This is a genomic window from Halarchaeum sp. P4, from assembly GCF_051195175.1.
Taxonomy (GTDB): Archaea; Halobacteriota; Halobacteria; order Halobacteriales; family Halobacteriaceae; genus Halarchaeum.
Genome location: NZ_JBNTKC010000002.1, coordinates 14,991 through 40,419 on the forward strand (window position 1 = coordinate 14,991; position 25,429 = coordinate 40,419).

Annotated in this window: 27 protein-coding genes; 6 read left to right on the forward strand and 21 right to left on the reverse strand. The window is 69.3% G+C overall.

The window, feature by feature from the left end; all coding sequences use genetic code 11:
- Positions 1 to 80 precede the first annotated feature (80 nt).
- The 8 genes from ACQUS8_RS08030 to ACQUS8_RS08065 all read right to left on the reverse strand — a co-directional run bounded on the left by ACQUS8_RS08030 (position 81) and on the right by ACQUS8_RS08065 (position 9,161).
- A complete protein-coding gene (locus tag ACQUS8_RS08030; protein ID WP_435099303.1) occupies positions 81 to 1,049 on the reverse strand; it encodes an isocitrate/isopropylmalate dehydrogenase family protein in 969 nt (322 codons plus the stop codon).
- Positions 1,042 to 1,692 (reverse strand): 3-isopropylmalate dehydratase small subunit, encoded by a 651-nt coding sequence (gene leuD / locus ACQUS8_RS08035; RefSeq protein ID WP_435099305.1) that lies wholly within the window; start codon positions 1,690 to 1,692, stop codon positions 1,042 to 1,044. Before leuD ends, ACQUS8_RS08030 begins: the two co-directional genes overlap by 8 nt.
- Complete coding sequence (gene leuC / locus ACQUS8_RS08040; protein ID WP_435099307.1) at positions 1,689 to 3,110, reverse strand: 3-isopropylmalate dehydratase large subunit; 1,422 nt, start codon at positions 3,108 to 3,110, stop codon at positions 1,689 to 1,691. Before leuC ends, leuD begins: the two co-directional genes overlap by 4 nt.
- 33 nt (positions 3,111 to 3,143) lie before the next feature.
- Positions 3,144 to 4,199 carry a ketol-acid reductoisomerase gene (ilvC, locus tag ACQUS8_RS08045; RefSeq protein ID WP_435099309.1) on the reverse strand — a complete coding sequence of 352 codons (1,056 nt, stop codon included), beginning with the start codon at positions 4,197 to 4,199 and terminating at the stop codon, positions 3,144 to 3,146.
- Positions 4,192 to 4,803 carry an acetolactate synthase small subunit gene (gene ilvN, locus ACQUS8_RS08050; protein ID WP_435099311.1) on the reverse strand — a complete coding sequence of 204 codons (612 nt, stop codon included), beginning with the start codon at positions 4,801 to 4,803 and terminating at the stop codon, positions 4,192 to 4,194. The genes ilvC and ilvN overlap by 8 nt, the downstream gene beginning before the upstream one ends.
- A gap of 40 nt (positions 4,804 to 4,843) precedes the next feature.
- Positions 4,844 to 6,577 carry a biosynthetic-type acetolactate synthase large subunit gene (gene ilvB / locus ACQUS8_RS08055; protein WP_435099313.1) on the reverse strand — a complete coding sequence of 578 codons (1,734 nt, stop codon included), beginning with the start codon at positions 6,575 to 6,577 and terminating at the stop codon, positions 4,844 to 4,846.
- Between the two features lie 235 nt (positions 6,578 to 6,812).
- Positions 6,813 to 8,015 carry a LeuA family protein gene (locus tag ACQUS8_RS08060; protein WP_435099315.1) on the reverse strand — a complete coding sequence of 401 codons (1,203 nt, stop codon included), beginning with the start codon at positions 8,013 to 8,015 and terminating at the stop codon, positions 6,813 to 6,815.
- 276 nt (positions 8,016 to 8,291) lie between these two features.
- The gene (locus ACQUS8_RS08065) at positions 8,292 to 9,161 is read right to left on the reverse strand and encodes a ZIP family metal transporter (protein ID WP_435099317.1); all 870 of its coding nucleotides are present in this window, start codon (positions 9,159 to 9,161) and stop codon (positions 8,292 to 8,294) included.
- Positions 9,162 to 9,253: 92 nt separating this feature from the next.
- Here ACQUS8_RS08065 and ACQUS8_RS08070 point away from each other — a divergent pair, with 92 nt between their 5' ends.
- Positions 9,254 to 9,946 (forward strand): YqjF family protein, encoded by a 693-nt coding sequence (locus ACQUS8_RS08070; RefSeq protein WP_435099319.1) that lies wholly within the window; start codon positions 9,254 to 9,256, stop codon positions 9,944 to 9,946.
- Positions 9,947 to 9,982: 36 nt separating this feature from the next.
- Here ACQUS8_RS08070 and ACQUS8_RS08075 read toward each other — a convergent pair whose 3' ends face one another.
- The 5 genes from ACQUS8_RS08075 to ACQUS8_RS08095 all read right to left on the reverse strand — a co-directional run bounded on the left by ACQUS8_RS08075 (position 9,983) and on the right by ACQUS8_RS08095 (position 14,455).
- Positions 9,983 to 10,621: a helix-turn-helix domain-containing protein gene (locus tag ACQUS8_RS08075; protein ID WP_435099321.1), complete on the reverse strand. Its 639-nt coding sequence runs from the start codon at positions 10,619 to 10,621 to the stop codon at positions 9,983 to 9,985.
- 32 nt (positions 10,622 to 10,653) lie between these two features.
- On the reverse strand, positions 10,654 to 11,988 hold the full coding sequence (locus ACQUS8_RS08080; protein WP_435099323.1) for a GTPase: 1,335 nt from the start codon (positions 11,986 to 11,988) through the stop codon (positions 10,654 to 10,656).
- 42 nt (positions 11,989 to 12,030) lie between these two features.
- Positions 12,031 to 12,948: a sodium:calcium antiporter gene (locus ACQUS8_RS08085; protein ID WP_435099325.1), complete on the reverse strand. Its 918-nt coding sequence runs from the start codon at positions 12,946 to 12,948 to the stop codon at positions 12,031 to 12,033.
- Between the two features lie 182 nt (positions 12,949 to 13,130).
- Positions 13,131 to 13,979, reverse strand: coding sequence for a rhodanese-like domain-containing protein (locus ACQUS8_RS08090; protein ID WP_435099327.1), 849 nt, complete (start codon positions 13,977 to 13,979; stop codon positions 13,131 to 13,133).
- A gap of 98 nt (positions 13,980 to 14,077) precedes the next feature.
- Positions 14,078 to 14,455 (reverse strand): cupin domain-containing protein, encoded by a 378-nt coding sequence (locus ACQUS8_RS08095; protein ID WP_435099329.1) that lies wholly within the window; start codon positions 14,453 to 14,455, stop codon positions 14,078 to 14,080.
- Between the two features lie 109 nt (positions 14,456 to 14,564).
- Here ACQUS8_RS08095 and ACQUS8_RS08100 point away from each other — a divergent pair, with 109 nt between their 5' ends.
- On the forward strand, positions 14,565 to 15,329 hold the full coding sequence (locus ACQUS8_RS08100; protein WP_435099331.1) for an aldo/keto reductase: 765 nt from the start codon (positions 14,565 to 14,567) through the stop codon (positions 15,327 to 15,329).
- A gap of 78 nt (positions 15,330 to 15,407) precedes the next feature.
- The gene (locus ACQUS8_RS08105) at positions 15,408 to 16,592 is read left to right on the forward strand and encodes a redox-regulated ATPase YchF (RefSeq protein WP_435099333.1); all 1,185 of its coding nucleotides are present in this window, start codon (positions 15,408 to 15,410) and stop codon (positions 16,590 to 16,592) included.
- A 36-nt stretch (positions 16,593 to 16,628) separates the two neighbouring features.
- Here ACQUS8_RS08105 and ACQUS8_RS08110 read toward each other — a convergent pair whose 3' ends face one another.
- The 7 genes from ACQUS8_RS08110 to hpt form a co-directional block, all read right to left on the reverse strand.
- A complete protein-coding gene (locus ACQUS8_RS08110; protein ID WP_435099335.1) occupies positions 16,629 to 17,063 on the reverse strand; it encodes a hypothetical protein in 435 nt (144 codons plus the stop codon).
- Positions 17,064 to 17,111: 48 nt separating this feature from the next.
- Positions 17,112 to 17,459 carry a DUF5518 domain-containing protein gene (locus ACQUS8_RS08115; protein WP_435099337.1) on the reverse strand — a complete coding sequence of 116 codons (348 nt, stop codon included), beginning with the start codon at positions 17,457 to 17,459 and terminating at the stop codon, positions 17,112 to 17,114.
- A gap of 59 nt (positions 17,460 to 17,518) precedes the next feature.
- A complete protein-coding gene (locus tag ACQUS8_RS08120) occupies positions 17,519 to 17,890 on the reverse strand; it encodes a hypothetical protein (RefSeq protein WP_435099339.1) in 372 nt (123 codons plus the stop codon).
- Positions 17,891 to 17,942: 52 nt separating this feature from the next.
- On the reverse strand, positions 17,943 to 18,863 hold the full coding sequence (locus ACQUS8_RS08125; protein WP_435099341.1) for a haloacid dehalogenase-like hydrolase: 921 nt from the start codon (positions 18,861 to 18,863) through the stop codon (positions 17,943 to 17,945).
- A 42-nt stretch (positions 18,864 to 18,905) separates the two neighbouring features.
- A complete protein-coding gene (locus ACQUS8_RS08130) occupies positions 18,906 to 19,514 on the reverse strand; it encodes a translation initiation factor IF-2 subunit beta (RefSeq protein ID WP_435099343.1) in 609 nt (202 codons plus the stop codon).
- A gap of 117 nt (positions 19,515 to 19,631) precedes the next feature.
- Positions 19,632 to 21,035 (reverse strand): uracil-xanthine permease family protein, encoded by a 1,404-nt coding sequence (locus ACQUS8_RS08135; RefSeq protein ID WP_435099345.1) that lies wholly within the window; start codon positions 21,033 to 21,035, stop codon positions 19,632 to 19,634.
- A gap of 92 nt (positions 21,036 to 21,127) precedes the next feature.
- Positions 21,128 to 21,676: a hypoxanthine/guanine phosphoribosyltransferase gene (gene hpt, locus ACQUS8_RS08140; RefSeq protein ID WP_435099347.1), complete on the reverse strand. Its 549-nt coding sequence runs from the start codon at positions 21,674 to 21,676 to the stop codon at positions 21,128 to 21,130.
- Here hpt and ACQUS8_RS08145 point away from each other — a divergent pair.
- The 3 genes from ACQUS8_RS08145 to ACQUS8_RS08155 all read left to right on the forward strand — a co-directional run bounded on the left by ACQUS8_RS08145 (position 21,605) and on the right by ACQUS8_RS08155 (position 23,717).
- The gene (locus tag ACQUS8_RS08145) at positions 21,605 to 21,937 is read left to right on the forward strand and encodes a hypothetical protein (RefSeq protein ID WP_435099349.1); all 333 of its coding nucleotides are present in this window, start codon (positions 21,605 to 21,607) and stop codon (positions 21,935 to 21,937) included. The genes hpt and ACQUS8_RS08145 overlap by 72 nt on opposite strands.
- An 11-nt stretch (positions 21,938 to 21,948) precedes the next feature.
- Positions 21,949 to 22,389 carry a pyridoxamine 5'-phosphate oxidase family protein gene (locus ACQUS8_RS08150; RefSeq protein WP_435099351.1) on the forward strand — a complete coding sequence of 147 codons (441 nt, stop codon included), beginning with the start codon at positions 21,949 to 21,951 and terminating at the stop codon, positions 22,387 to 22,389.
- Between the two features lie 122 nt (positions 22,390 to 22,511).
- Entirely contained in the window at positions 22,512 to 23,717 is a 1,206-nt protein-coding gene (locus ACQUS8_RS08155) for an MFS transporter (RefSeq protein WP_435099353.1), read from the forward strand.
- A 24-nt stretch (positions 23,718 to 23,741) separates the two neighbouring features.
- Here the strand turns inward: ACQUS8_RS08155 and ACQUS8_RS08160 are convergent, their stop codons facing one another.
- Positions 23,742 to 25,313: a sensor histidine kinase gene (locus ACQUS8_RS08160; RefSeq protein ID WP_435099355.1), complete on the reverse strand. Its 1,572-nt coding sequence runs from the start codon at positions 25,311 to 25,313 to the stop codon at positions 23,742 to 23,744.
- Between the last annotated feature and the right edge of the window lie 116 nt (positions 25,314 to 25,429).

A 25,429-nucleotide genomic window follows, 5' to 3' on the forward strand; every position in this document is an offset into this window, starting at 1 on the left:
GTCAGTCACTCACCGTCCTGTTTCGACCTCCGCCAGCGGCACCGCTGGATGGCGCTCGAAAGCGGGAGAATGAAACGGCCTTAGAGCCGGTCGATGATGTCGCTCGTCACGTCCTCGGTGCCGGCGTCGCCGCCGAGGTCCGGCGTGCGCGGGCCGTGTGCGAGGCCGTCCTCGACGGCGTCGCGCACCGCGTCACCTTCGTCCTCGTAGCCGAGGTAGTCGAGGAGCATCGCCGCGGAGAGGACGGTCGCACAGGGGTTCGCGACGCCCTGCCCGGCGATGTCCGGCGCGGTACCGTGGACAGGCTCGAAGAGCGCGCGCTCCTCGCCGATGTTCGCCGACGGCAGGAGGCCGAGGCCACCCACGAGGCCGGCGGCGAGGTCCGAGAGCACGTCGCCCGCGAGGTTCGGGCAGACGATGACGTCGTACTCCTCGGGGCGCAGACAGAGATGCATCGCGATGGCGTCCATCAGCGCGGTCTCCGTCTCCACGCCGTGCTCCTCTGCGACGTCGACGACCGTGTCGCGGAAGAGGCCGTCCGTCTCGCGCATCACGTTCGCCTTGTGCGCGACGGTGAAGCCCTCGGGGGCGTAGTCGACGGCGTACTCGGCGAGGCGCTCGCTGGCCTCCTTCGAGACGACGCGGGTCAGCGTCGCGACGTCGTCGGTGAGTCGGGCCTCGTGGCCCGCGTAGACGCCCTCCGTGTTCTCGCGGAGGAAGACGATGTCCGTCTCGGGCTTGACGGCGTCGACGCCGGGGTAGGTCCGGGCGGGCCGGACGTTCACGAAGGAGTCGACGGCGTCCCGGAGTGGCAGGATGACGTCCGCCGCGGTCTCGCCCGCCGCGCCGAAGAGCGTCGCGTCCGCGTCCTCGACGAGTTCGCGCGTCTCCGCGGGGAGCGGGTCGTCGCCCGATTCGGCGACGTGGTCGCCCGCCTCGGCCTCGACGAACTCGAAGTCGACGCCGGTCGCCTCCAGCACGTCGACGGCCGCCGGGACGACCTCCTGGCCGATGCCGTCGCCGGGGATGACGACGATTTCCTCAGTCATCGGCCTGGGTCTGGGGGAGCGATTCGGACTCGATGTACGGGAGGGACTCCGCGACCTGCCGAGTCGCGTCGGCGTTGGCCTCCATCAGCGCCGTCGTGTCCCAGACGCCCTCCACGAGGGCTTTGTGCTGGGCCTTGTCGACGTTCACGCTCAGCTCGGTGTCGTCGTACTCGACGACCTCGCGCACGACGTCGACGTGGAGTTCCTCGTCGGGGTGGTCGTCCACCCACTGCTGGAGTGCGTTGATGGACTCGTGGTCGGCGGTCAGCGTCGGGATGCCGAGCGCGAGGCAGTTGCCGGCGAAAATCTCGGCGAACGACTCGCCGATGATGGCGTCGATGCCCCAGCGCATCAGCGCCTGCGGGGCGTGCTCGCGCGAGGAGCCACAGCCGAAGTTCGAGTTCACCACGAGGACGTTCGCGTCCTGGAAGCGCTCCTCGTTGAAGGGGTGGTCCTTCTGGTTGTCCTCGTCGTCGAAGCGCTGGTCGAAGAACGCGTACTCGCCGAGGCCGTCGAAGGTGACGACCTTCATGAAGCGCGCGGGGATGATCTGGTCGGTGTCGATGTCGTTCCCGCGCACGGGAATACCGGTCCCGGTCACTTCCTCAACGGTGTCGGCAGGTCCGTCTTCCAAGTCACTCATGCGAGGCTCACCTCCTTCAGGTCGCGCACGTCAGTCACTTCCCCGGTGACGGCGGCGGCGGCGACCATCCGCGGGTTCATCAGGACGGTGCGGCCGTCCTTCGAGCCCTGCCGGCCGATGAAGTTCCGGTTCGAGGAGGACGCACACGCCTCGTCGCCCTCCAGCTGGTCGTCGTTCATCCCAAGACACATCGAACAGCCGGCGTCGCGCCAGTCGAAGCCGGCCTCCGTGAATATCTCGTCGAGGCCCTCTTCCTCCGCGGCGGCCTTCACGCGCTGGCTGCCGGGGACGACGAACGCGCGCACGTCGTCGGCGACCTCGCGGCCCTCGACGATCCTCGCGGCGGCGCGCAGGTCGGGCAGGCGGGCGTTCGTACAGGAGCCGAGGAAGGCGACGTCGATGTCGTAGCCCTCCATCGTCTCGCCAGGTTCGACGCGCATGTGCTCCTGTGCGCGTCGCGCGACGTCCGCGTCCCCGGACTCCATCTCCTCGGGATCCGGAATCGGGTCGGTGATGCCGATGCCCTGACCGGGCGTGGTACCCCACGTGACGACCGGTTCGAGCTCGGAGGCGTCGATGGTGACGACATCGTCGTACTCCGCGTCCTCGTCGGTCTTGATGGACTCCCAGTACTCCTTGTGGCGCTCGAACTTCTCGGGGTCGTCCGCGTACTCGTCGGTCTCCGCGAGCCACTCGTAGGTGGTCTCGTCGGGGTTGACGTAGCCGGCGCGAGCACCGCCCTCAATGGACATGTTGCAGATGCTCATCCGGCCCTCCATCCCGAGGTCCTCGATGGCCTCGCCGCCGTACTCGTAGACGTAGCCGACGCCGCCGTCGGTGCCGAGCCGGCGGATGATCTCGAGGATGATGTCCTTCGCCTCGACGCCGGGGCCGAGTTCGCCCTCGACCTCGATGCGCCGGACCTTCTGCTTCTCCATCGCGATACACTGCGTCGCGAGGACGTCGCGAATCTGCGAGGTGCCGATACCGAACGCGATGGCGCCGAACGCGCCGTGCGTCGAGGTGTGGCTGTCGCCACAGACGATCGTCTTGCCGGGGGTCGTGAGGCCCTGCTCCGGTCCGATGACGTGGACAATCCCCTGGTCGCCCGTCGTCGGGTCGGAGAACTCGATGCCGGCCTCCCGGACGTTGTCCTCGAGTTCCTCCATCATCCGCTCCGCGGCGTCATTCTTGAACGGCCGCGAGCGGTCGTCCGTCGGGACGATGTGGTCGACGGTGGCGTGCGTCAGCTCGGGATAGGCGACGTCGATGTCGCGCTCGCGCAGCATCCCGAAGGCCTGCGGGCTCGTCACCTCGTGGATGAGGTGGAGGCCGACGAACAGCTGGGTCTGCCCCGTCGGGAGTGTCGTGACCGTGTGTTCGTCCCAGACCTTGTCGTAGAGCGTGCCCTCGCTCATACCTGCACCTCCGTGGTGGCGGTCGTCGTCGCCTCAGTCATCTGCGGACACCTCGGCGACTTCCTCGTCTTCGGTCTCCTCCTCTTCGGCCCACGCAAAGAGCTCGCGGAGGCGCTCGCCGACCTCCTCGATGTCGTGGTTCTCCTCGCGGGCGCGGAGCTGCTTGTACTTCGGCCGGTTCGCCTGGTTCTCGGTGATCCACTCCTGGGCGAACTCGCCGTTCTGGACCTTCTCGAGGACCTCCTCCATGTTCTCACGCGCCTGGTCGTCGACGACGACGGGGCCCTGCGTCAGCCCGCCGTATTCGGCGGTGTCGGAGACGGAGTCCCACATCTCGGTGAGCCCACCCTCGTACATCAGGTCGACGATGAGCTTCAGCTCGTTCAGGACCTCGAAGTAGGCCATCTCGGGGCTGTATCCCGCATCGACCAGCACCTCGTAGCCCTGCTTGACGAGGGCGGTGGCGCCGCCACAGAGGACGGCCTGCTCGCCGAAGAGGTCGGTCTCCGTCTCCTCCTTGAACGTCGTCTCGATGACGCCGGCGCGCGCACAGCCGATGGCGCTCGCGTACGCGAGGGCTTCCTGTTTCGCCTCGCCCGTCTCGTCCTGGTAGACGGCGACGAGACCGGGCGTGCCCTCGCCGGCCTCGTAGTTGCGGCGGACGAGGTGACCGGGGGACTTCGGGGCGACCATCGTCACGTCGATGCCGTCCTTCGGCTCGATCTGGCCGTAGTGGATGTTGAAGCCGTGTGCGAACTGGAGCGTGTCGCCCGCCTCAAGTTCGTCCTCGATGGCGGCGTAGACGTCCGGCTGAACGGTGTCCGGGACGAGGATGCTCACGACGTCCGCCTCGGCGGCGGCGTCGACCGGCGTCTCGACGCGCAGGCCGTCCTGCTTCGCCGCCTTCCGGGAGGCCGAGCCCTCGCGGAGGCCGACGACGACGTCGACGCCGGACTCGTGGAGGTTCTGCGCGTGGGCGTGGCCCTGACTCCCGTAGCCGAGGACGGCGACGGTCTTGTCCGCGATGAACTCCGCGTTCGTATCTTCTTCGTGATACACTGGCTGGGTGAACTCTGATTCGTCACTCATTGGTTGTGTTGTCGTCTTGTCCGGTGAATTCGGTGCCGCCGGCGAGCGCGGCCGTACCCGTGCGGGCGACTTCGCGCACGCCGAACCGTTCGAACGCCTCGATGGCGGCGTCGATCTGTGCTTCGGTTCCGGTCAGCTCGACCGTCACGACCTCCGGGCCGGCCTCGACGGCCTCGCCGCCGTACATCTCGGCGACGGCCGCGACGCCTGCGGGGTCGTCGTCGCCCACCTTGATGAGCGCGAGCTCGCGCTCGGTCGCGTCGTCGAGTTCGCGGACCGCGTGGACGGGGACGAGCTTCCGGAGCTGGCGCTTGACCTGCTCGACGCCGGGGTCGGTCTCCTCAACGACGATGGTCATGCGCGCGAGCCCGTCGTTGGCCGTCGGGCCGACGGTCAGGCTCTCGATGTTGAACTGCCGGCGGGCGAACAACCCGGAGACCTCCGCGAGGACGCCGGGCTTGTGGTCGACGAGTGCCGACAGCACTTCGCGGCGAACCTCGGGTTCGGCCTCCGCCTCGGGGTTGATGCGGATGCCCTGCTTGTTCCGGCGCCCCGTCGGGTGTGGGCGCTCCTCGGGGCCAGGGCCGGGGAGTTCGCCGGTCATCGTCCGACACCTCCGGTAGTCGCGTCCGTCTGTGGCGTGGTCATAAGTGTTCCTCCTGCAGCGCGAAGAGTCCGTTCGCACCGCCGCTCGGGACCATCGGGTAGACGTCCTCGCGGGGGTCGATCTGGCAGTCGATGACGCTCGGGCCGTCGTAGTCGCGGGCCTCCTGGATGGTGTCCGCGACGTCGTCGTAGTCGGTCAGCGTGAGGCCCTGGGCGCCGAACGCCTCGGCGAGCGTCGCGAAGTCGGGGCCCCACGGGTACTCGGAGGCCATCCGGCGACCCTCGAAGAAGGCGTCCTGCCACTGCCGGACCATGCCGACCGCCTCGTTGTTCAGGATACAGACCGTGATGTCGAGGTCCTCGCGGACCGCGACGGAGAGTTCCTGTGCGGTCATCAGGAAGGAGCCGTCGCCGTCGAAGCAGACGACTTCCTGGTCGGGGGCGGCGACCTTCGCGCCGATGGCGGCGGGGAGGCCGTACCCCATCGTCCCGAGGCCGTGGCTCGAAATCCACGTCCGGGGCTCGGTGAACTCCCAGTACTGGACGGCCCACATCTGGTGCTGGCCGACGCCCGTCGTGACGATGGTGTCGTCCGGCGTCGCCTCGCTGAACGCCTCGACGACGAACTGCGGCTTGAGCGGTTCGTCGTCGGGGGCGTTATAGTCCAGCGGGTACTCCTCCTTCCAGTGCAGACAGCGGTCGCGCCACCCCTCGGCGTCCGGCGAACGCGGGAGCGCCGAGTCGAGCTGGCGCAACACCGTGCTCGCGTCGCCGACGAGCGGGTAGTCCGCGTGGACGTTCTTCGAGATTTCCGAGGGGTCGATGTCGACGTGCGCGATTTCGGCTTCCGGCGCGAACGTGTCGATGCCGCCAGTGAGACGGTCGTCGAAGCGCGTCCCGACGGCGAGCATCACGTCACAGTGCGTGATGGCCATGTTCGCGTAGCCGGTGCCGTGCATGCCCGCCATCTCCATGGCGAGGTCATGCGTCTCGTCGAACGCGCCGACGCCCGGCATCGTCGTGACGACGGGAATGCCGTGGTCGATGGCGAACTGCCGGAGCTCCTCGGAGGCGTTCCCCTTGATGACGCCGCCACCCGCGAGGATGACGGGGCGCTCGGCGTTCGCGATGGCTTTTGCGGCGCGGTCCACCTCGTCCGGGTCGGCTTCGTCGGGGACATCGTGCGACTCCGGGCCCTCCGCGGGGCCGGGCTGGGCGACGTCCTCGGCCTGCGTGACGTCCTTCGGCAGGTCGACGAGCGCCGGGCCCTGTCGACCGTCGCGGGCGAGCGCGAACGCCTCGCCGACGGTGTCGCCGACGCTGTCCGCGTCCGTCGCGAAGTAGCTCGCCTTCGTCACGGGGCGGGTGATGCCGGTGGTGTCCGCCTCCTGGAAGGCGTCGTTGCCGACCATGTCGGTCGGGACCTGGCCGGTGAGCGCCAACATCGGCTCGGAGTCCATGTCGGCGTCCGCGATGCCGGTCACGAGGTTGGTCGCCCCGGGACCGGACGTCGCGAGGCAGACGCCGGGGTCGCCGGTGACGGCGCCGTAGGCGTCCGCAGCGTGCGCGGCGCCCTGCTCGTGGGCCATCGTGATGTGCTGGATGTCGCTCTGGTAGAGTGCGTCGTAGATGGGCATGATCGCCCCGCCCTGAACGCCGAAGGCGGAGGTGACGCCCGCGTTCTCGAGCGCGGCCACGACAGACGCGGCGCCCGTGGGGAGTCTGTCGTCGCCTTTCTCTGCGGTCGTTCGTTCGGTTTCGCTCTCGCTCATGGTGTGTGCGTGTATGTGGCTGCGTTGCTGGTCGGTTCGACGGCCGGTGCGGACGGACGGTGAGGAGGAGGAGAGTGGGGGCTTACGCCCCTACGATGGGCGTGCGTACCGGGGCGATGACACTCACGCGGCGTCGAATCGACTGCGTGGGTGCTCGTCGCATCGTTGCCGGAACCACGAGATGCATCTATTTGAAGCTTTCCGGCCGTGCAAACGTTGCCGAACGAGGGCATTCTCAGGCCCTCACTTCGGTCGAGACGCGCTCGATGCCGACGTCCTCCGCGAACTCGTGGAGGTCCTCGGTGGTCACGCGGCGCTTCCCAGCCGCGTGCTCCTTCACGCGCTTGGTGACCGCCACGACCTCCTCGTCGGTCGGCTCGTAGCCGGCCTCCTCGAGGTGTTGGCGGACCGCGTTCGTCCCGGTGTGCTTCCCGAGGACGATCGAGCGCTCCGCGCCGATCATCTCGGGGGTCATCACGCCGGGCTCGAACGTCTCGGCGTTCTCGATGACGCCCGCCGCGTGGATGCCGGACTCGTGGCTGAAGGCATTGTCGCCGACCACGGGCTTGTTCGCGGGCACCGGCACGTCGGCCTTTTCGGAGACCATCCGCGAGAGCTCGGCGATGTAGGTCGTGTCGATGCCGGTGTCGACGCCGAAGAGGCTCTCGACCGCCATCACGACCTCTTCGAGCGCGGCGTTGCCGGCGCGCTCGCCGATACCGTTCACGCTCACCTGCGCCTGGTGAGCGCCGGCGACGAACCCCTCGACGGCGTTCGCAGTCGCCATCCCGAAGTCGTCGTGGGCGTGGACGTCCACGCGCGCGTCGGTGTGCTCGCGGACGAACCGAACGAGGTCCGCGAACCGGCTCGGCGTCGCGACGCCGACAGTGTCGGGGATGTTCACCCAATCGACGCCAACCTCGTCGACGGCCTCGAGTATCTCCTGGAGATACTCGGGATCCGTCCGGGTGGCGTCCATCGGGGAGTACATGACTTCGACATCCGCGTCGCTGACCTGCTCGACGGCCGCGACGGAGCGCTCGACGACCTCCTCGCGCGTCGCGTGCATCGAGTCCTCGATCTGCACGTCGCTGGTGGACGCGAAGACGTGCACCATGTCGACGCCGGCGTCGAGTGCGGCGTCGATGTCGGACTCGACGACGCGCGCCAGTCCGCAGGTCGTGGCGCTGGTGTCGGCCGCGATGTCGCGGACGGCTTCGAACTCCGCTTCGGAGTTCGCGGGGAAGCCCGCCTCGATGACGTGGACCCCCATGCGGTCGAGCAGCGCCGCTATCTCGCGCTTGTCGTCGTAGTCGAACGACGTGCGTGGCGTCTGCTCGCCGTCGCGGAGTGTCGTGTCGAAGATCCGTGCGTCGTCAATCTCGTCGTTATTGTGGGCTAACGTGCCCTGGAAGAACCCGTTCCCCCGGACTTGCACCGGGAATGTCGTTAGATGACATCGTGTACGTTCGTCCAGACCTGCCATCCATATAAGAGTGTCCATCGGTTGCAATCTTACCGCGCCCGAAACCGACTCCGGTGTCACCGGGCGCCGCGAAATCGCCAGCGACCAACGCCAATAAGGATATATTAGGAATTGTCATGACCTGATATTCTCCGGTTTCCGTCACCCCTGCCGACACGGCGCTGGGTGGTCGAACGTAGCGTCGGGTGCTCGCGCGCGGGCACGAACTGGACGAACGCCCGCGCCGACTCAGCCGACGACGCCGAACGCGACGCTGGCGGCGAACACGCACAGGGCGCCGATGACGGTGCTGGCGACGGCCTGTAGGCGGAGGCGGTCGAGGAGCGCGTGGTCGTGGCTGTCGTCGTGGCGCGTTACGGCCTCGTGGATTTCGCCGCCGACCTCACAGTCGGGCAGGAAGTCCATGGCGATGTGGAGGAAGACACCGGCGGCGAACCCGAAGACGACGGCGTCGAGGGCGGGGTTCGGCGGGACGCTGAGGAGGCCGACGGTGACGGCGGCGATGCCGACGCCGGCGGCGGGCAGGAGGAGGGGGAGGACGGGCCGGCCGCTGATGCGGAGGCGGCGCGCGGCGGCGTAGCCGGCGGGACCCTTGTGGGAGACGATGGCGAGGCCGAGAATGGGCCCGAGTTCGGGCATCGCGGCGTAGACGGCGCCGATGATGACGCCGGCGGAGAGCGCGTGGGCGGTGATCTGTGCGGCGGTGCGGTCCAGCGGCAGTTCGAGGTGCGAGAGCCGGTGGCCGATGGTGTGCGCGCCGAACCCAGTGATGACGCCGGCGGCGAGGCCGAACCCGGCGAGTTTCGGGTGGTAGCCGACGGCCTGCGGGACGAGGAAGACGGCGGCGCTGGTGACCATCGCGCCGCTGGCGAGGCCGTAGCCCCAGACGAGGCCGCGGGCGGTGCCGGCGTCGGCGCGTGCACCGAGGTACGCGCCGAGACCCATCCCGGCAAAGGCGACCCACCCGATGCCGACGACTTTCTCCGCGCGTCCGACGGAGAGCGCGTACAGCGAGAGACCTGCGAGGAGAGCGACGCTGGCGGCGCCGATGAGCGTGCCGAGGCGCCGTCCTGGTTTCGAGGAATGCGTGTGAGCCACTGTTAATAACTCTGGTTGTATAGTTATTAACCCTGTCGGTGTCCGCGACGCGGGCCGGCACACGGAAGGGACGGGCGGGCGAAGCGGGGCGTATGCGCGTCATCTCGATGGACTGGCGGGACGTCTGCGTCGCCTCCTACGCCGTCGACCCGGCCGTCGTCGCCGGGACGCTCCCGGATGGTGTGAGCGTCGACACCTTCGACGGCGACGCCTACCTCTCCGTCGTCCCCTTCGTCATGGGCGACGTCCGGCCCTACAGGTTCCCGCGCGACATCGGCCCGACATTCGGCGAGTTGAACCTCCGCACGTACGTCACCGGCGACGCCGGCCCCGGCATCTACTTCTACAACCTCGACGCCACCGACCGCCTCGGCGTCGCCGTCGCCCGCGCCACCTACAAGCTCCCCTACTACAACGCGAGCCAGCGCGTCGTCCGGCGCGGCGACACCGTCGAGTTCGAGAGCGAGCGCACGCACGAGGGCGTTCCTCCCTGCGAGTTCGACGCCGAGTACACGCCGCGCGGCGACCCCGAGCCCGCCGAGCCGGGAAGTCTGAGCGAGTTCCTCCTCGAACGCTACCGCTTCTACGTCGAGGGGTCGGGGACGCTCCTCCGCGGCGAAGTCGAGCACGACCCGTGGCGGCTGCAGGAGGCCACCTACGACATCCGCGAGAACGACCTGTTCACGGTCAACGGCTTCGAGACACCCGACGACGACCCACACGTCGTCTACAGTCCCGGCGTCGAGGTGGCCGCACACGCGCCGACGCGCGTGCCGCGGTCGTAGTCGGGCAGTCGGGCGGTCGCCGCGTTCGCGGCGCACCTATAGGAGCGTCTGCTCGACGAGCGCGGCGTGGGCGCGACGGAGGCGCTCGGAGAGGGACTGGTCGGAGATGCCGAGTTCCTCGGCGAGTTCGACCGTCGTCGTGTCCCGCGGAATGTTGTAGAAACCGGCTTCGTGGGCTCGCACAAGCGTCTCGCGCTGGCTCGCGGTGAGTCCGTACGTCTGATCGTTTGCGGGGTCGAGACGGTTGACGCTCGTCACCGTCAAGTCGATGTCGTCGTCGCGGCAGGCGCCGTGGAACGACGAGAGGGCGTCCTGCGTCGGGAAGCGCGCGGTGAACTCCCACGCCTCGCGAGTGCCCGAGGCGTCGCTCAGGCTCGCGGACGCCTCCTCGAGGTGTGCGAGCACGCCACGCAGCGGGTCGGCCCAGTCGATGCGGTAGAGGCGCCGGTCGTCGAAGGCGTCGACGACGCTCGCGCCCGCGACGCCCTCGTCCTCGCCGAGGTTCCCCTCGAAGGCGTCGAGGGCGGGGTCGTCGGCGTAGGCCCAGAGGAACGGCGGCGTGCGGCCTCCAAGCGGTACGGCGCGGTCGAGTTCGGCTCGTATCCCCCCTTCCGGCATGGCTCGGCCGAGTGCGAACTGGCCCCCCGGAACGGTGAACGTCAGAACGACGCTCATCTGGTAGAGGTAGTGAGGGTCCGTGTATAAAGCTACCCGCTAAGCCCCTCGATGTCCAGGCCCGCCTCGAGGAGCGCGCCGGCGTCCGTGTCGTGGAACTCGACGCGATAGTGTGCGCGCACCACGGGTGCCTCGACGTCCACGACGGCGCCGAGGTCGATGGGCGTCCCGGCGACGACGACGTCCGGGTCGGCGGCGTCGATGGTCTCCTCGAGGTGTGCGAGTTGCTCGTCGCTGTACCCCATCGCCGGGAGCACCGTGTCGAGGTGGTCGTACTGCTCGAGGACGTCCCTGATTTCGCCGACGGCGCCGGGTTTCGGGTCGACGAGCGACGCCGCGCCACACTGCGTGGCGGCGACGTAGCCCGCGCCGTGCGCGGTCCCGCCGTGGGTGAGCGTCGGGCCGTCCTCGACGACGAGGGCGTCCGCGCCCGCGATGCGCTCGGGGTCCTCGGCGGTGACGACGGAGTCGGCGTGGTGTATCGGGGCGTCGGGCGCGAGGCGTTCGGCGACGTCGGTCGCCTCGGCGATTTGGTCGTCGCTCGCGGCGTTCTCCTTCGTGACGACGACGGCGTCGGCGCGCCGGAGGTTCGTCTCGCCGGGATGGTAGTGCTCGCCGTGGTCGGGTCGGAGGGCGTCCACGAGGACGACGTGGTAGTCTGGGCGGGCGAAGGCAAGTTCGTTGTTCCCGCCGTCCCAGAGCACGACGTCCGCCTCGGCGCTCGCCTCGTCGAACACCTTGCGGTAGTCGACGCCCGCGAAGACGGTGTGGCCGGCCGTGACGTGCTGTTCGTACTCCTCGCGTTCCTCGACGGTCAATCCCTCCAGGTCGGACTCGTCGGCGAAGCGCTCGACGCGCTTCTCCACGAGGTCACCGTACGGCATCGGCTCGCGGACGATGGCGACGTCCAGCCCCCGGTCGTCGAGTTCGGCGGCGAACGCGCCCGAGACCTGCGACTTCCCACAGCCCGTCCGCACGGCGTTCACGGCGACGACGGGCGCGTCCACGTCGAGTTGGATGCTGTCCGGGCCCAGGATCTCGAAGTCGGCGCCGGCGGCGAGCGCCCGCGACGCCGCGTGCATCACGTGGTCGTGGGAGACGTCAGAGTAGGAGAAGAACACCGTGTCGACGTCCGCCTCGGCGATGGTCGCTTCCAGGTCGGCCTCGGGGACGATAGGGATGTCACCGCGGCCCTCAGGGGTGAGGGCGGCAGGGAAGTCGATGTCCTCGCCCTCAGTCACGCCGAGGTTCTGACCGGGCGCGCGGGTGAACGCCACGACGCGGCGCTCCGGGTCGTCCCGCAGCGTCGTGAGGTAGTCGTGGAAATCCCGGCCCGCGGCGCCCATCACGACGACTCGCTCAGTCATACGCGGGTGTTGTGTCCGGGGTGCGAAAAGCGTGCAGGCCGATTACACCAAGATGAACGCGGGGAGGTAGAGCGCGGCGACGAGGAGGCCGGTGCGGCGCTCCATCGTCGGGTGGACGGCGAAGAAGGCGACGACGCCGGCGGAGACGGCGAACATGTAGCCGCCGGCGAGGAGGACGCGCTGGACGTGCGCGACGTGGAGGACGCCGACGGCGGCGCCGAACCCGAGGCTAAAGAGAGGGTCAGTGACGTTCGACCCGAAGAGTGTGCCGACGGCGATACCGGCCTCGTCGGCGCGGACGGCCTGAAGGGCGACGGCGATTTCGGGAATCGTGGTGCCGAGACCGGTGACCACGCCCACGAGGTAGGGCGGAACGCCGACGGCGAGCGCGAACGCGCGGCCCTCGGTGACGAGGAGGTGGCCGCCGAGGAGGACGAGCGCGAGGCCGCAGGCGAGCCAGACCGCGGCCTTCCGCGGGTCGTGGATGCCGTCGTGGTCGGTGGCGCGGTCGGCGAAGTCGGCGCGGTCGACGACGAGCGCGAGGAAGCCGACGTAGAGCACACACATGATCACGCCCTCGGCGCGCCCGATGGTGCCCGAGGAGGCGGCGTAGAGCATGACGGCCATCGCCGCGAGCATTCCGCCGCCGTAGGCGGGGAGGCGCTCGCGGGGGACGGTGAGCGGCGAGACGACGGCGACGAGGCCGACGCCGAGGGTAATCTGGGAGGTGGCGGAGCCGACGACGTGGCCGACGGCGAGTGTGCCGGCGTTGTAGAGGCCGGCGTAGGCGGTCGTCGCGATCTCGGGGACGCTGGAGCCGACGGCGACGACGGTGACGCCGACGAAGAGCGCGCTGACGCCGAAGTGGTCGGCGAGGCCGCTGGCGGCGTCGACGACGCGGTCCGCGCCGTAGACGAGGGCGACGAGGCCGACGACGAGCAGAACGAGTGAGACGAGCATCGGACTACGCGGACTGCAGTGTCACGGCTCGTCCGTTCGCGTCCCGTGCGGCGCTTCGGTGTCGCTCGACGGATGTCGCCGACGCAGCGCGCCGGCCGTCGCGCTCACCCGCCGGTGGTCGGTGTTCGCGCACGGCAGGAGGTGCGTCCGGGCGTGGGAAAAGTCTCGCGGGCGTCCGGGCGCTACGACTCCGCGGCGACGACGCCGGACGTCGCGTTCTGCAACGTCGTGTTCACGGTGTATTCCGGCGTCTCGATGACGACCGGCGTCGCGGGCGACACGCCGGAGAACTTCGGTTCGAGCGTGAAGTTCCCGTCCGGCCCGATTTTCGTCGCCTCGCTCTGGTTCTCGGCCGGGACGCGAATCCACGCCGTCTGGTTCGCGTATTTCGGGTCGGTGGTGCCCTTGACGATGAACTCGCGGGTCGGCGCCCACTCCGGGCGTTCGCCGGCGACGGGGAACCCGCGGCGGTGCCACTCCCAGAACCCCTCGTCGATGGCGTACACCTTCTCGAAGCCCTCCTCGATGAGCGCGGCGGCGCGCAGCGAGGAGAGGTGGTGGGGGCAGCCACAGTAGCAGATGATGCGGTCGCCGTCCGGCCAGTAGGTGGCGGGGTCACAACCGTCGTAGGGGATGCCGGGCGCGGGACTGAGGACGGCGCCGTAGACGTGCGAGCGGTCGTAGAGCGCGGGGTCGCGGGCGTCCGCGAAGCGCGCGGCGCCGCGGAGCCACCAGTAGCGTGCGACTTCGACGGGGACGAGCGGCACCTCGGTGCCGTTGGCGGTGTAGGTGTCGAACGACGTGGGGTCGACGTCGCGCGAGGGCGGCGTCTCGGAGACTGCTGGGGGGATGCCATCGGTCGGCGTCTCGTCGGCGGGGAGCGACCCGCGGTTCGCACCGAAGGAGTCGGGGACACCACAGCCCTCCGGCGGGTCGTCGCTCATGACGCGATTGCCGGGGAGACCCCCGCAGCCGGAGAGTGCACCGAGGCCGGAGGCGCCGAGGGCGGCGATGAAGTCGCGACGGTCCATACCCGGACTACGTGGACGCGGGGGAAACCGTTTCTGGACTCGCGTTCGGCGTGCAATAATCGAGGGCACCCGTGGCGGTGTCGCCCTCGATCGCCGCCTCAGAGTCGCTCCGGGTCGGTGACGGTGCGCTCGTCGTCGGCCGCGTCGCCGGTGTTCAGCGTGCCCGCGGGCTCGAAGAGGAGGACTTTCGCCTCGCCGTCGGCGACCGGCCGGTGTTCGACGCCGGCGGGCGCGACGGTCAACTCGCCGGGAGTGAGGTGGACGGCGTCCGTCTCACCCTCGTCGTCGCGGTACTCGACGGTGAGGTCGCCCTCGAGGAGGTAGAAGAGTTCGTCGGCATCGGCGTGGCTGTGCCAGACGAAGGCGCCTTCGAGGCGCGCGACCTTGACGTGCTGGCCGTTCAATTCCGCGAGGACGCGCGGGCTCCACGTCTCGTCAAACGACGCGAACGCCTCGTCGAGCGATTTCGACTCCATACGTGGACGTGAACGGCCGCGGAGAAAACCACCGTGGCCGAGTCAGCCGGCGAGTCACGGTTCGCCGCGGAGCGGAAGGACGAAGTCGCGGCGCGCGGTAGCGCGGGTCATGGACGACCTGCCGCCCGTCGGCCTCGGCACGATGGGCATCGACGACCCGAACCGCGTCGCGGCCGCCATCGACGCCGGCTACCGACACCTCGACACCGCGAGCGTCTACGACAACGAGGCCGTCGTCGGCGAGGGCATCGCGCGCGCCGACACGCCCCGCGAGGAGTTGTTCGTCGCAACGAAGCTCTGGATCGACGACCTCGCGCCGGAGCGCGTCCGGCCCGCCACCGAGGCGGCGCTGGAGCGTCTCGGCCTCGATTCCGTGGACCTGCTCTACGTCCACCGGCCGCGCGGCGACTACAAGCCCGCGGAAACGCTCCCCGAAATCGACGCCGTCCACGACGACGGCCTCACCGAGCGCGTCGGCGTCTCGAACTTCCTCCGGGGCGACCTCGAACTCGCGCGCCAACACCTCGATGTCGACCTCTTCGCGAACCAGATCGAACTCCATCCCTACTGGGTGGAGGAGGCGACCATCGCGGACGCGCGCGAGCACGACTACGCGGTCGTGGGCTACTCGCCGCTCGCGAACGGCGACGTCTTCGACGACCCCGTCCTGCAGGACATCGCCGCCGACCGCGACGCCACCGTCGCACAGGTCGCGATCGCGTGGTGTCTAGAACGCGCGGACGCCGTCATCCCGAAGGGCACGAGTCGCGCCCACCAGCGCGAAAACCTCGCCGCCGCCGACCTCGACCTCTCCGGGGACGACCTCGCGCGCATCGACGCCATCGAGCGCGAGAACGAGGTCTTCCCCGAGTAGCGGGAGTGGCGTGCTATCGAGTGCCGCGCCACCGTCCTTCAGAAGACCATTTAGGCCGCGATAGCCTTCGAGTGGCTAATGAGCTACAAGATCGGTCTTGTCGGGAAACCCTCCGTCGGGAAGTCCTCGTTCTTCAACGCGGCGACGATGAACGACGTCCCGGAGGGCGCCTACCCCTTCACGACCATCGACCCCGCGGTCGGCGAAGCGTACGTCCGCACGGACTGTGCGGCCCCCGAGTTCGATCAGGAGTGCTCGCCCAACCTCGGCTACTGTGAGGACGGCAAACGCTTCGTCCCCACGAAACTCGTCGACGTCGCCGGCCTCATCCCCGGCGCCCACGAGGGGAAGGGCCTCGGCAACCAGTTCCTCACCGACCTGAACGAGGCGGACGTCCTCGTCCACATCGTCGACTTCTCCGGGAAGACCGACGCCGAGGGCGAACCCACGGAGGGCCACGACCCCCGCGAGGACATCGACTTCCTCGAGGAGGAACTCGACCAGTGGTACCTCGGCATCCTCCGGAAGGGCATCGAGCGCTTCGAGTCCAAGCACATGGAGGAGGTCGAACTGGAGGTCGAGCTCGCCGAGCAGATGAGCGCCTTCGGCACCAACAAGGACGAAATCAAGCAGATCATCCTCGGCCTCGGTCTCGACCTCGACCCCGAGACGTGGGACGAGGACGACGAACTCGAACTCGCGCGCGCCATCCGCGAGCGCACGAAGCCGATGGTCGTCGCCGCGAACAAACTCGACACCCCCGAGGGGCAGGCGAACTACGAGGAGATCACGAACGACCCCGAGTACGAGGACGTCACCATCGTCCCGTGTAGCGTCCACGCCGAGAAAGCCCTCAAGAACGCCGCCGAGCAGGGCGTCGTCGACTACACCGCGGGCGACGGCGACTTCGACATCGTCGCCGACATCAGCGAGGAGCAGGAGGAGGGCCTCGAGCAGATTCGCGAGTTCGTCACGGAGTTCGACGGGACGGGCGTGCAGGACGCGCTCGAGACCGCGCTCTTCGACGAACTCGGCCTGAAGGCGATTTTCACGGGCGACGCCAGCCTCAACTGGACGCAGGGCCCCTTCCCCGACGTCTTCCTCCTCCCCGAGGACGCCACCGCCGAGGACTTCGCCTACTACATCCACTCCGACATCGGCGAGGGCTTCCTCCACGGCATCGACTGTCGCTCGAAGCGCCAACTCGGCAAGGACACCGTTCTCGAGCACAACGACGTGGTCGAAGTCGTCACGACGAACTAATCCTTCTTCCCGGCCGCGCTCGCGGGCGCGACCGACTCAGGCCGTTCTCACGTTCTCGTCGGCACCGTCACCGAGATACCGGTAGCCGAGCGTCCCCAGACTCGCCACGACGAGGACCACGAGGTCGGCGGGCGCGAAGAGGAGTTCCTCGAAGGTGCCGGGGCCGAGGACGCGGTAGACCGGCCAGACGAGGTAGCCCGCCTGCGCGACGACGGCGACGGTCGCGGCGAGTGCGCTCGCGGGCGCGGCCACGACGTCGAGCGAGCGGGCCTCGGAGAGCAGGAGGGCGACGAAGGGCACCGTGTACAGGTAGCACAGCGTCGAGAGGAGGAGCACGGGAATGCCGAGCGCGATGCTGAGGAGCGACGGCGTCGCCGGCGCCACGACGTCCGCGAGTCCGAGCACCGCCTGCAGGCCGAGGAGAGAAGCCGTGAACGCCGGTTGTGCGAGCAGGACGTCTCGTTCAATCAACTACCCGTCAGGTTCCCGGCAGTCCGTGATGGCGCTGTCGCAGTCCCCTCAGAGTTCGCGGTAGGCGTACGCGCCGAGCCAGCCGCCGACGGCGCTGAGGAGGACGGTGTAGGCGACGACGAAGAACACCACGAGGACGACGAGGACGATGCCGACGGCGGCGACTTCGAGGGGGACGAACGGGAGGAAGACGGCGGCGAGCAGGACGACGAAGAGGATGGGCACGGACGCGATGAGTCCGGAGAGCGCGCCGACGCGGAGGCCGTCGCGCTCGTCGGGGCCTTGCAGGTAGCCGGCGAGCGCCCCGCCGAGGACGGGCGAGAACGGGAGGAAGGCGAGGACGACGGACGCGACGGCGCCGAGGAGGGCGTTGAGGAGGGGACTTCGGTCTGCCATACACGACGGGAGGACGCGCGGGTGCCTAAGAGTTGCCCCGACGCGTCAAGGGGGCGCAGTCAGGCGGACGCGGCTTCGGCGGCCGTCTCGACGCGCCGGAAGCCGCGCGCCTCGGCGGTGGCGACGACCTCGCGGGGCGTGGCGTTCGGGAGTTCGTAGTGGCGTTCGCGCCCCACCGGCGTGCGGACGACGACGACGACGGCACGTCCGGTGCCGGTGTCGCCCGCGGCGTCCCGTGTGTCGGGCGGGCCGCGGCGCGCGCCGACGACGTGGACGTGCGCGGTGACGCGCGCGTCGTCCGCGCGGAGGGTGTGCGTGCGCGGTGCACGAGTCGTTATTTCGTCGCCGAGGTCCCAGCTCAGCCGGTTCGCCTCCGACGCGTCGAACGGAAGAGAGAGGTGGGACGCGTCGACCGATTCGCGGGAAGCCATACCAACCCATGGTAATTCGGGAGGTATAATTGTGACTGTTTCCCGCGGTAGACTATCCGGCGTAGCCGGACGCTTCGAGGACGGCGCGGAGCGCCGTGTCGAGGCCGACGTCCGACGGAACGGCGACGACAGGCCGTGAACGGTTGAGAACGTCGGCGAGGACGGCCTCGGACGCCGGGAGGGTGGCGTCGGCGTCGACGCGCGCGGCGAGCGACCCCTGTCCGCCGACGGCGAGGAAGACGTCCGCAGCGTCGCGCATCGCCCGGTCGGACTCGGAGTCGCCGGCAGCGACGGTGAAATCCCAGTCGCCGCGCTCCCGGCGGCGTTCGACCACGTCGCCCTTCGCGGGGAGCGTGTAGTCGCCGGTGTAGGTCCCGTCGACGCGCTCGAAGCGCGTGCCGGTCGTCCACCCGGTGCGGCCGGTGAGGCCGGCGGCGTAGGCCTCGACGACGTGCTCGGGCGCGTCCGAGACGAGGTGGACGGCGGCCCCGTCCGCGACGAACTCGCGGAGCGTTCGCCGGACGGCCGAGTCGACGGGGATGGTCGGTATCGTCGTCCTGAGCGCACGCTCGACGGCGTCGGCGTCGCGCCCACGGAGGACGCGACCGTAGGCGTCGAGCGTGCGCGCCTGCATCTCGTTGTAGGCCGCGGCGTCGTGCGCGGCGGTGCTGTGGTCGCTGGCGCTCGCGGCGATGACGGCGGCGATGGCGCTACGAGCGGCGTCACCGCCGAACGCGCGTCTGAGGAGGTCGGTCGCGCCGAAGGCGAGCCGCCAGCGGCGCTGTGAGCGCGCCCCGCCGCGGTACGCGGCGACGGCGTCGAGGGCGACGCCGAGGTCGTTTCGCTCGCGCGCGTCGAGCGGAAGGGCGTCGCCGGCGCGGAGCGCAGCGAGCGTCTCGACGAAGACGGACCCCGAGCGGTGGACAGTACCGTCCACGTCGAGGCAGAACCCGACGTCCTCGAGCGGAGTCACGGCCGGAGAATCAGAGAGACGGAAATACGAGTGTTTCGCCGCTTAGACGAGGCGGGCGAACGCGAGGTCGCCGCTCGTGTTCTTGATGTACGCACGAACGGTCTGGCCCTCGCGGGCGCCGGGGACGAAGACGGTGTAGCGGCCGCGTTCGGCGACGCCGTCGCCCTTCCGGCCGGTGCCCGTAATCTCGAGCTCGTAGGTCTTGCCGGTCTCGACGGTCTCGCGGACGGTGCGGGTGGTGTTCGTCTTCTTCTGGACGGGGCGGAACGCACCGCAGGCCGTACAGCGGAGGCGGTCGACGCCGTCCTCGGTGACGAGGCGGGTGTCGGGGAGGCCACACTCCGAGCAGGTGACGAACTCGGCGACGTAAGCGTCGATGGCGTTCTGGAAGTCCGAGATGGAGAACGAGCCGTTGTAGCGGGCGCGGTCGCCGTCGAACTGGCCGTTCGTCCCGAGTTCGCGCTGGACGTTCCGGTGGACGTGCTCGGCGTCGCGCGACACCGCGTCGGCGATGGCGCGGACGTTCGTGAGTCGGGTGAAGGCGCCGTCCGTCTCCCCCTCGGGGTCGGGGATGGTGAGACGGGCGTCGGCTTCGGCGGGGCGCTCGGGGAGGGCGTCGAACGCCCGGTCCAGCGCGATGGAGTAGTCCATAGGTGACTGAGGCGCGCCCGACGTAAAGCACCTCCGTGTCGTGTGTTACCTGCCGTGCCCGAGACGGCACGACGCGTCACACCGCGGGAGTGACCGACGACGAGGACGTTCGCGCCCTCAGTCGGCGGAGACGGGGTCCGCGTCGCTCTCGTCGTCGGGGACGGGGGTCGCGGGGTCGTCGAAGAGCGGGCTCTGCTCGCCGGGGACGAACGTGTTGAGGAGGAGCGCGGAGAGCGCGGTGACGATGACAGGTTCGCCGAAGAACGTCTCGGCGGCGCGCGGCAGCCCGGAGAGGGCTTCGGGCGTGGTGGCGATACCGAGACCGAGGCCGAGCGAGACGGCGAGGATGACCATGTTGCGCCGGTCGAGCGTGGTGTGGATGGTGATGAGGCGCGCGCCGGAGGCGGCGACCATGCCGGCCATGAGGAGGACGGCACCGCCGAAGACGGCGCTCGGAATCGTCGTGACGAGCGCGCCGATTTTCGGGCTGAGGCCGAGCACCGCGAGCATGACGCCGGCGATGCCGACGACGTGGCGGCTCATCACGCCGGTGAAGTTGATGACGCCGGCGTTCTGCGAGAAGGAGGTGACGGGGAACGCGCCGAAGACACCACCCAGCGAGCTCATCAGGCCGTCCGTAAAGAGGCCGCCACGGAACTCATTATCGCGGGGTGTGCGGCCCTCTGCGGACGTGACGCTGGACATGTCGCCGACGGTCTCCATCGCGGAGACGAGGAAGAGGAAGGCGAACGTGATGACGGGCACCGGCTGGACGGAGAAGCCGAAGCGGCCGGGCTGAGGAATCGCGAACCACGCGGCGGCGTCGACGGCCCCGAAGCTGACGAGGCCGGGTGCAACGCCGGTGACGGTGAGCGCGAGCGCACCGACGTAGCCGACGGCGATGGCGATGAGGGTGCTGAGGAGGCGGGTGACGCCTCCGGTGAACATGTTGAGGACGACGGCGACGCCGAGGACGAGCGCGGCGAGCGCGAGATTGTAGAGCGCGCCGTAGTGCTCGGAGCCGAGGCCGCCCGCGACGTTGTTCATCGCGGACGGGATCAGGTAGAGGCCGATGATGACGACGACGAGGCCGGTGACGAGCGGCGGGAAGAACTGCTGGATGCGCTTGAACTGCCAGCCGATGAGGCCCTCGACGAGCCAGCCGGTGACGAGAATCGCGCCGAAGACGGCACCGAGGCCGTAGTTGATGCCGATGGTGGAGGCGGCGCCGACGAAGGTGAAGCTCGTCCCCATCACGATGGGGAGTTTCGCGCCGACCGGCCCGACTGTGTAGGCCTGCACGACGGTCGCCAGCCCCGAGAAGAGCAGGACCATCTGGACGATGTAGGCGGTGGTCCCGGCGTCGAGGCCGACGTTCCCGGCGACGAGGTACGCGACGGCGGTCGCGGGTACGATCATCACGGCGACGTGCTGGAGGCCGAGCAGGAGGGATTTCAGCCACGGCGGGCGGTCGTCGAGTCCGTATTCGAGGTCGATTTCGGTGTCCGTCTCGGACGCCATCTTGTCCACCACGAACCCGCTCGCGCCGATAAAGGTTCCGTGTTCGCGATTATTTCTCCCGTCGTGGACGGGGGAAGTATGCATAGGTGTGCTTAGTCGTGGATGGTGACGCCGTCCTCGTCGACGGTGATGTCGATGAGGCTGGTGGCCTCGTAGTCGGTGTCGTCGAGCGCCGAGGGACCGACCTTCCGGATGGCGACGACGATGTCCGAAATCTCGGCGCCGATGCCGTCCAGGGCGTCACAGATGGCCGCGAGCGTACCACCGGTCGAGAGCAGGTCGTCAAGAATGAGCACGCGGTCGCCCTCCTCGATGTCGTTGATGTACATCTCGGACTCCGAGTAGCCGGTCGTCTGGTGGAGGTCGACTTCGCCCTCGAGGCCGTACTCGCGCTTGCGGATGACGACGAGCGGGACGTCCGTCTGGAGCGAGACGGCGGTCGCGATGTGGATGCCCATCGCCTCCGGGGCGACGATTTTGTCGACGTCGAGAGAGGCCGCGCGCGTCACGCCGACGACGACCTCGCGGAGGAGCGCGGGTTCGAGCATCGGCACGCCGTTGCTGATCGGGTGGACGAGGTACTGATAGCCGTCCTTGTCAATGATCGGGGCGTCGTGGAGCGACTCGCGAAGACGTTCCATGTCGCCCGTTCGGCGAAACACGGGAAAAACCGTTCGTTCCGCGTCCAGTCGTACGGCGAGACGTGCGTCCGCCGTCTCGCGGTTCGCCCAGACGAACGCCGCGACGCCGCCGAAGACGAGGCCGACGGCGGCGGTGACGACACCGACGAGAACGCCGACGAAGAGGCCAGCGGAGAGGGAGACCGCGATGGCGCCGACGAGGAGCGCGGTGACGGCGACGGTGGCGAGTCCGGGGCGTGGTTTTTCGGGCCCGGCACGTGAACCCCCCGCGTATGACCGAGTTCCGCGGCGTGTGGGACGAATCTGGAGTCGCCGACTTCCTCACGGACGCCGCCGTGCCGATGCGTCTCACGACTCACCGGCCCGACGAGACGCTCTGGACTGTCGCGCTCTGGTACGCCTACGAGGACGGGACGTTCGCGTGCGCGACGGGTGCGGACGCCGACGTCGTGCGGTTCCTCCGACGCGACGAGCGCGTCTCCTTCGACGTCTCGGTGAATGACCCGCCGTATCGGGGCGTGCGGGGAAACGGTACCGCCGCGGTGTCGCGCGACGAGGACAAGCGCCTGCTGCGCTCGCTGCTCGAACGCTATCTTGGCGGGACGGAGTCGGACCTCGCGCGCGAGCTCCTCGACGCTGACCGCGAGGAGGTCCGCATCGAAGTGACGCCCGAGGAGCTCTACAGCTGGGACTACACGGAGCGAATGGGCTGACGGCACCACGGCACGGGCGGTGCCGCCGTCGCCGGTGGTGCCGAGGGCTGGCTGGGGGCGAGCACACCGCACGGGTGACCGGAAACGCAAGCTTGTTCGGCCCGCCGGAGGTTGAGCGAGGCGTGGATGGCGACACCGAACGGTACGGCCGGGGCGGCGTCTTCGTGAGCATCTGCTGTTTCGCCTACCTCGTCAACTTCAGCCGCGTCGGGTTCGCGCCGCTCGTCGACACCTTCATGGACGTCTTCCGGGTGCAACCGGGGACGGCGGGCCTCGTCGCGACGCTCGTCTGGCTCGGGAGCGCGCTTACGCGGCTGCCGACCGGCTACCTCCTGACGCACGTCGAGCGCCACCACGCCATCGCCGGCACGGGCGTCCTCCTCGTCGTCGCCGCGTCGTTCACCACGCTCGCGCCGACCATCACCGTCGTCGCGGCGGGCGCGCTGTTCATCGGCTGTGCCACCGGCGTCTTCTACATCGCCGCGAACCCGCTCGTCACCGAACTCTACCCGGAGCGGGTCGGCTGGGCCGTCGGCATCCGCGGCGGGAGCTCGCAGCTCGCGGCGGTGAGCGCGCCGCTCCTCGTCGGCTTCGTCGTCGTCGCGTTCGGTTGGCGTGGCGTCTTCGCGGGCGTCGCCCTCGTCGGCGTCATCCTCACCGCCGTCTTCGCGTTCACGAGTCGGCGCGCGACGATGCCGAGCGCGGGCGTCCAGGACCGCGACCTGCTGGGCGCTGTCCGCGAACAGTGGCACCTCGTCCTCACCGGCATCGTCGTCGTCGGCGTCACCGGCTTCGTCTGGCAGGGCCTGTTCAACTTCTACATCCCCTACCTCGGCGAACGCGGGTTCGACGACGGGACGGCACGCACGCTCCTCACCGTCGTCTTCGCCGCCGGCGTCCCCGCGTTCTTCCTCTCCGGGCGTCTCGCCGACCGGGTGCGTCGCGTCCCGCTCGTCCTCGCCATCGTCTCGGCGTTCGTCTGCTGTCTCCTCGCCCTGACCGTCGTCGAGGGCCTGCTCGCCGTCGCCGTCGTCTCCGCCGTCCTCGGCTACGTCATCCACAGCCTCTTCCCGACGATGGACGCCTTCCTCCTCGGGTCGCTCCCGGACGACAGCCGCGCGAGCGCCTACTCCGCCTACAGCGCCGTCATGATGTTGATGCAGGCCCCCGGAAGTCTCGCTGTCGGCGTCTTTGTCGAGTACGGCGTCGGCTACGCGACAGTCTTTCGCGTGTACGCGCTCGTCCTCGCCGGCGTCGTCACCGTCCTCGTCGCCCTCTACGTCGGCGGCCGCCTCCCGACGGACGCCGCCTCGCCGGGGAGCGCCTGACCGGCACCTCGCTGACCCGTCGCCCTACGCGTCGTCGCGGGTGTGGTCCGTCTCCTCGCGCGCGACGCCGCGGAACTCGAAGCGCGCGCCACCCGCGTCGCTCTCGGTCAACGACACCTTCCACCCGTGAGCGGACGCGATGCTCCGCACGATGTCGAGGCCGAGACCCGTCCCCGTCTCGTGGGTTGTGTACCCGGCCCCGAAGACGGAGTCGCGCTCCGCCTCGGGGATGCCGGGACCGTCGTCGGCGACGTAGAAGCCGTCGTCGAGTCTGCCGACCGTCACCGTCACGTCCGCGCCGCCGTGCTGGCGCGCGTTCCGGAAGAGGTTCTCGAGAAGCTGGCGGACCCGACTCACGTCGCAGACCACCGTCCCGAGGTCGTCTGCCAGGTGGAGCGTCGCGGACTCCGACCCGGCCGTCTCCCACGCCTCCGAGGCCACGTCCGCAAGTGCGACCGCCTCGAACTCGTCGACGGTCGACCCCTCGCGCGCGAGCGACAGCAGGTCCTCGATGAGGTCGTCCATCCGGTCGAGTGCGTCCGCGACCCGCGCGAGGTTGTCGTCATCGCCCGTCGAGCGCGCCATCTCGAGGTAGCCCTCGGCGACGTTCAGCGGGTTCCGCAGGTCGTGGGAGACGACGCTCGCGAACTCCTCGAGGCGCTCGTTCTGCTCGGCGAGCTCACGCTCCCGGGTCTCCAAGAGGTCGCGCGCCTCGATGGACGCGATGGCGTGGCCCAGCGACTCCCCGACCTCGGAGAGGACCCCGGCCTCGCGTTCGTCGAAGACGTTCCGTCGATCCGCGTAGATACTGAAGCAGCCGTAGACGGTGTCCTCGTGGACGATCGGCACGACCGCGAGCGACGCGACGTCGTGGGACTCAAACAGATCGTACCACGGCTCCATCGTCGGGTCGGCAAAGACGTCCGGAACGGTCTGTATCTCGCCCGTCCGGATCGCGCGCCCGCCGGCACCGCCACCGGTCGCGCGCTCGTCGACCGTGACGGTGATGGACTCGACGTACTCGTCGGGGAGGCCGGACCACGCCACCGGACGGATGACCGCCTCGTCGTCATGGTAGTGACCGAGCCAGACGCCGTCGTAGGGCTCTGACTCCGCGAGACGGTCACAGACGGCCTGTTCGAGCACCGCCCGGTCGTTCTCCTCGACCATCTCCCGTGTCGTGATGCGCAGCGTCTCGTTGATGCGGCTCAACCGCGCAATCGACTCCTGTTGGTCGAGCCGCCGGGCATCGTAGACGCCGATCAGGAAGCCGGTGAGCACGCCGAACGGCACGACGTCGAAGAGTGGCGCGACTACACCCGGCACCGGGATGCCGAAGATGGGGACTGTCGCCGGCAGGGCGAAGCCACGCACGACGACCCCCGCGAAAATCCACGCGTCGAGCGCCGAGATGGAGACGACGCCGGTCACCGTCCACGCGAACGTGCGAGCGGCAAACTTGGACGGCACGAGGTATCCACGGGCGACGGCGACACCGACTGCGACGATCGCGAGCGACGCGATGAACGGGACCGTGCTGAGCGCGATGAGGGAGGCCGTTTCGTGGAGGATGAACACGCCGTTGAAGTGGACCATGACCAGTACGACCCCGAACACGGCTATCAGCGAGCCGACAGTACGGGGAGTGAGTCGGGCCATCTACGGCACAGTAGGCACTCGGGACTAATCATACCCCGAGTCGAAAACGTGGC

Excerpts from the sequence above, each read along its gene's own strand:
- ACQUS8_RS08030 (WP_435099303.1), bottom strand. The coding sequence starts at position 1,049 with ATGACTGAGGAAATCGTCGTCATCCCCGGCGACGGCATCGGCCAGGAG.
- leuD (WP_435099305.1), bottom strand. The coding sequence starts at position 1,692 with ATGAGTGACTTGGAAGACGGACCTGCCGACACCGTTGAGGAAGTGACC.
- leuC (WP_435099307.1), bottom strand. The coding sequence starts at position 3,110 with ATGAGCGAGGGCACGCTCTACGACAAGGTCTGGGACGAACACACGGTC.
- ilvC (WP_435099309.1), bottom strand. The coding sequence starts at position 4,199 with ATGAGTGACGAATCAGAGTTCACCCAGCCAGTGTATCACGAAGAAGAT.
- ilvN (WP_435099311.1), bottom strand. The coding sequence starts at position 4,803 with ATGACCGGCGAACTCCCCGGCCCTGGCCCCGAGGAGCGCCCACACCCG.
- ilvB (WP_435099313.1), bottom strand. The coding sequence starts at position 6,577 with ATGAGCGAGAGCGAAACCGAACGAACGACCGCAGAGAAAGGCGACGAC.
- ACQUS8_RS08070 (WP_435099319.1), top strand. The coding sequence starts at position 9,254 with ATGCGCGTCATCTCGATGGACTGGCGGGACGTCTGCGTCGCCTCCTAC.
- ACQUS8_RS08075 (WP_435099321.1), bottom strand. The coding sequence starts at position 10,621 with ATGAGCGTCGTTCTGACGTTCACCGTTCCGGGGGGCCAGTTCGCACTC.
- ACQUS8_RS08080 (WP_435099323.1), bottom strand. The coding sequence starts at position 11,988 with ATGACTGAGCGAGTCGTCGTGATGGGCGCCGCGGGCCGGGATTTCCAC.
- ACQUS8_RS08085 (WP_435099325.1), bottom strand. The coding sequence starts at position 12,948 with ATGCTCGTCTCACTCGTTCTGCTCGTCGTCGGCCTCGTCGCCCTCGTC.
- ACQUS8_RS08090 (WP_435099327.1), bottom strand. The coding sequence starts at position 13,979 with ATGGACCGTCGCGACTTCATCGCCGCCCTCGGCGCCTCCGGCCTCGGT.
- ACQUS8_RS08095 (WP_435099329.1), bottom strand. The coding sequence starts at position 14,455 with ATGGAGTCGAAATCGCTCGACGAGGCGTTCGCGTCGTTTGACGAGACG.
- ACQUS8_RS08100 (WP_435099331.1), top strand. The coding sequence starts at position 14,565 with ATGGACGACCTGCCGCCCGTCGGCCTCGGCACGATGGGCATCGACGAC.
- ACQUS8_RS08105 (WP_435099333.1), top strand. The coding sequence starts at position 15,408 with ATGAGCTACAAGATCGGTCTTGTCGGGAAACCCTCCGTCGGGAAGTCC.
- ACQUS8_RS08115 (WP_435099337.1), bottom strand. The coding sequence starts at position 17,459 with ATGGCAGACCGAAGTCCCCTCCTCAACGCCCTCCTCGGCGCCGTCGCG.
- ACQUS8_RS08120 (WP_435099339.1), bottom strand. The coding sequence starts at position 17,890 with ATGGCTTCCCGCGAATCGGTCGACGCGTCCCACCTCTCTCTTCCGTTC.
- ACQUS8_RS08130 (WP_435099343.1), bottom strand. The coding sequence starts at position 19,514 with ATGGACTACTCCATCGCGCTGGACCGGGCGTTCGACGCCCTCCCCGAG.
- ACQUS8_RS08135 (WP_435099345.1), bottom strand. The coding sequence starts at position 21,035 with ATGGCGTCCGAGACGGACACCGAAATCGACCTCGAATACGGACTCGAC.
- hpt (WP_435099347.1), bottom strand. The coding sequence starts at position 21,676 with ATGGAACGTCTTCGCGAGTCGCTCCACGACGCCCCGATCATTGACAAG.
- ACQUS8_RS08150 (WP_435099351.1), top strand. The coding sequence starts at position 21,949 with ATGACCGAGTTCCGCGGCGTGTGGGACGAATCTGGAGTCGCCGACTTC.
- ACQUS8_RS08160 (WP_435099355.1), bottom strand. The coding sequence starts at position 25,313 with ATGGTCCACTTCAACGGCGTGTTCATCCTCCACGAAACGGCCTCCCTC.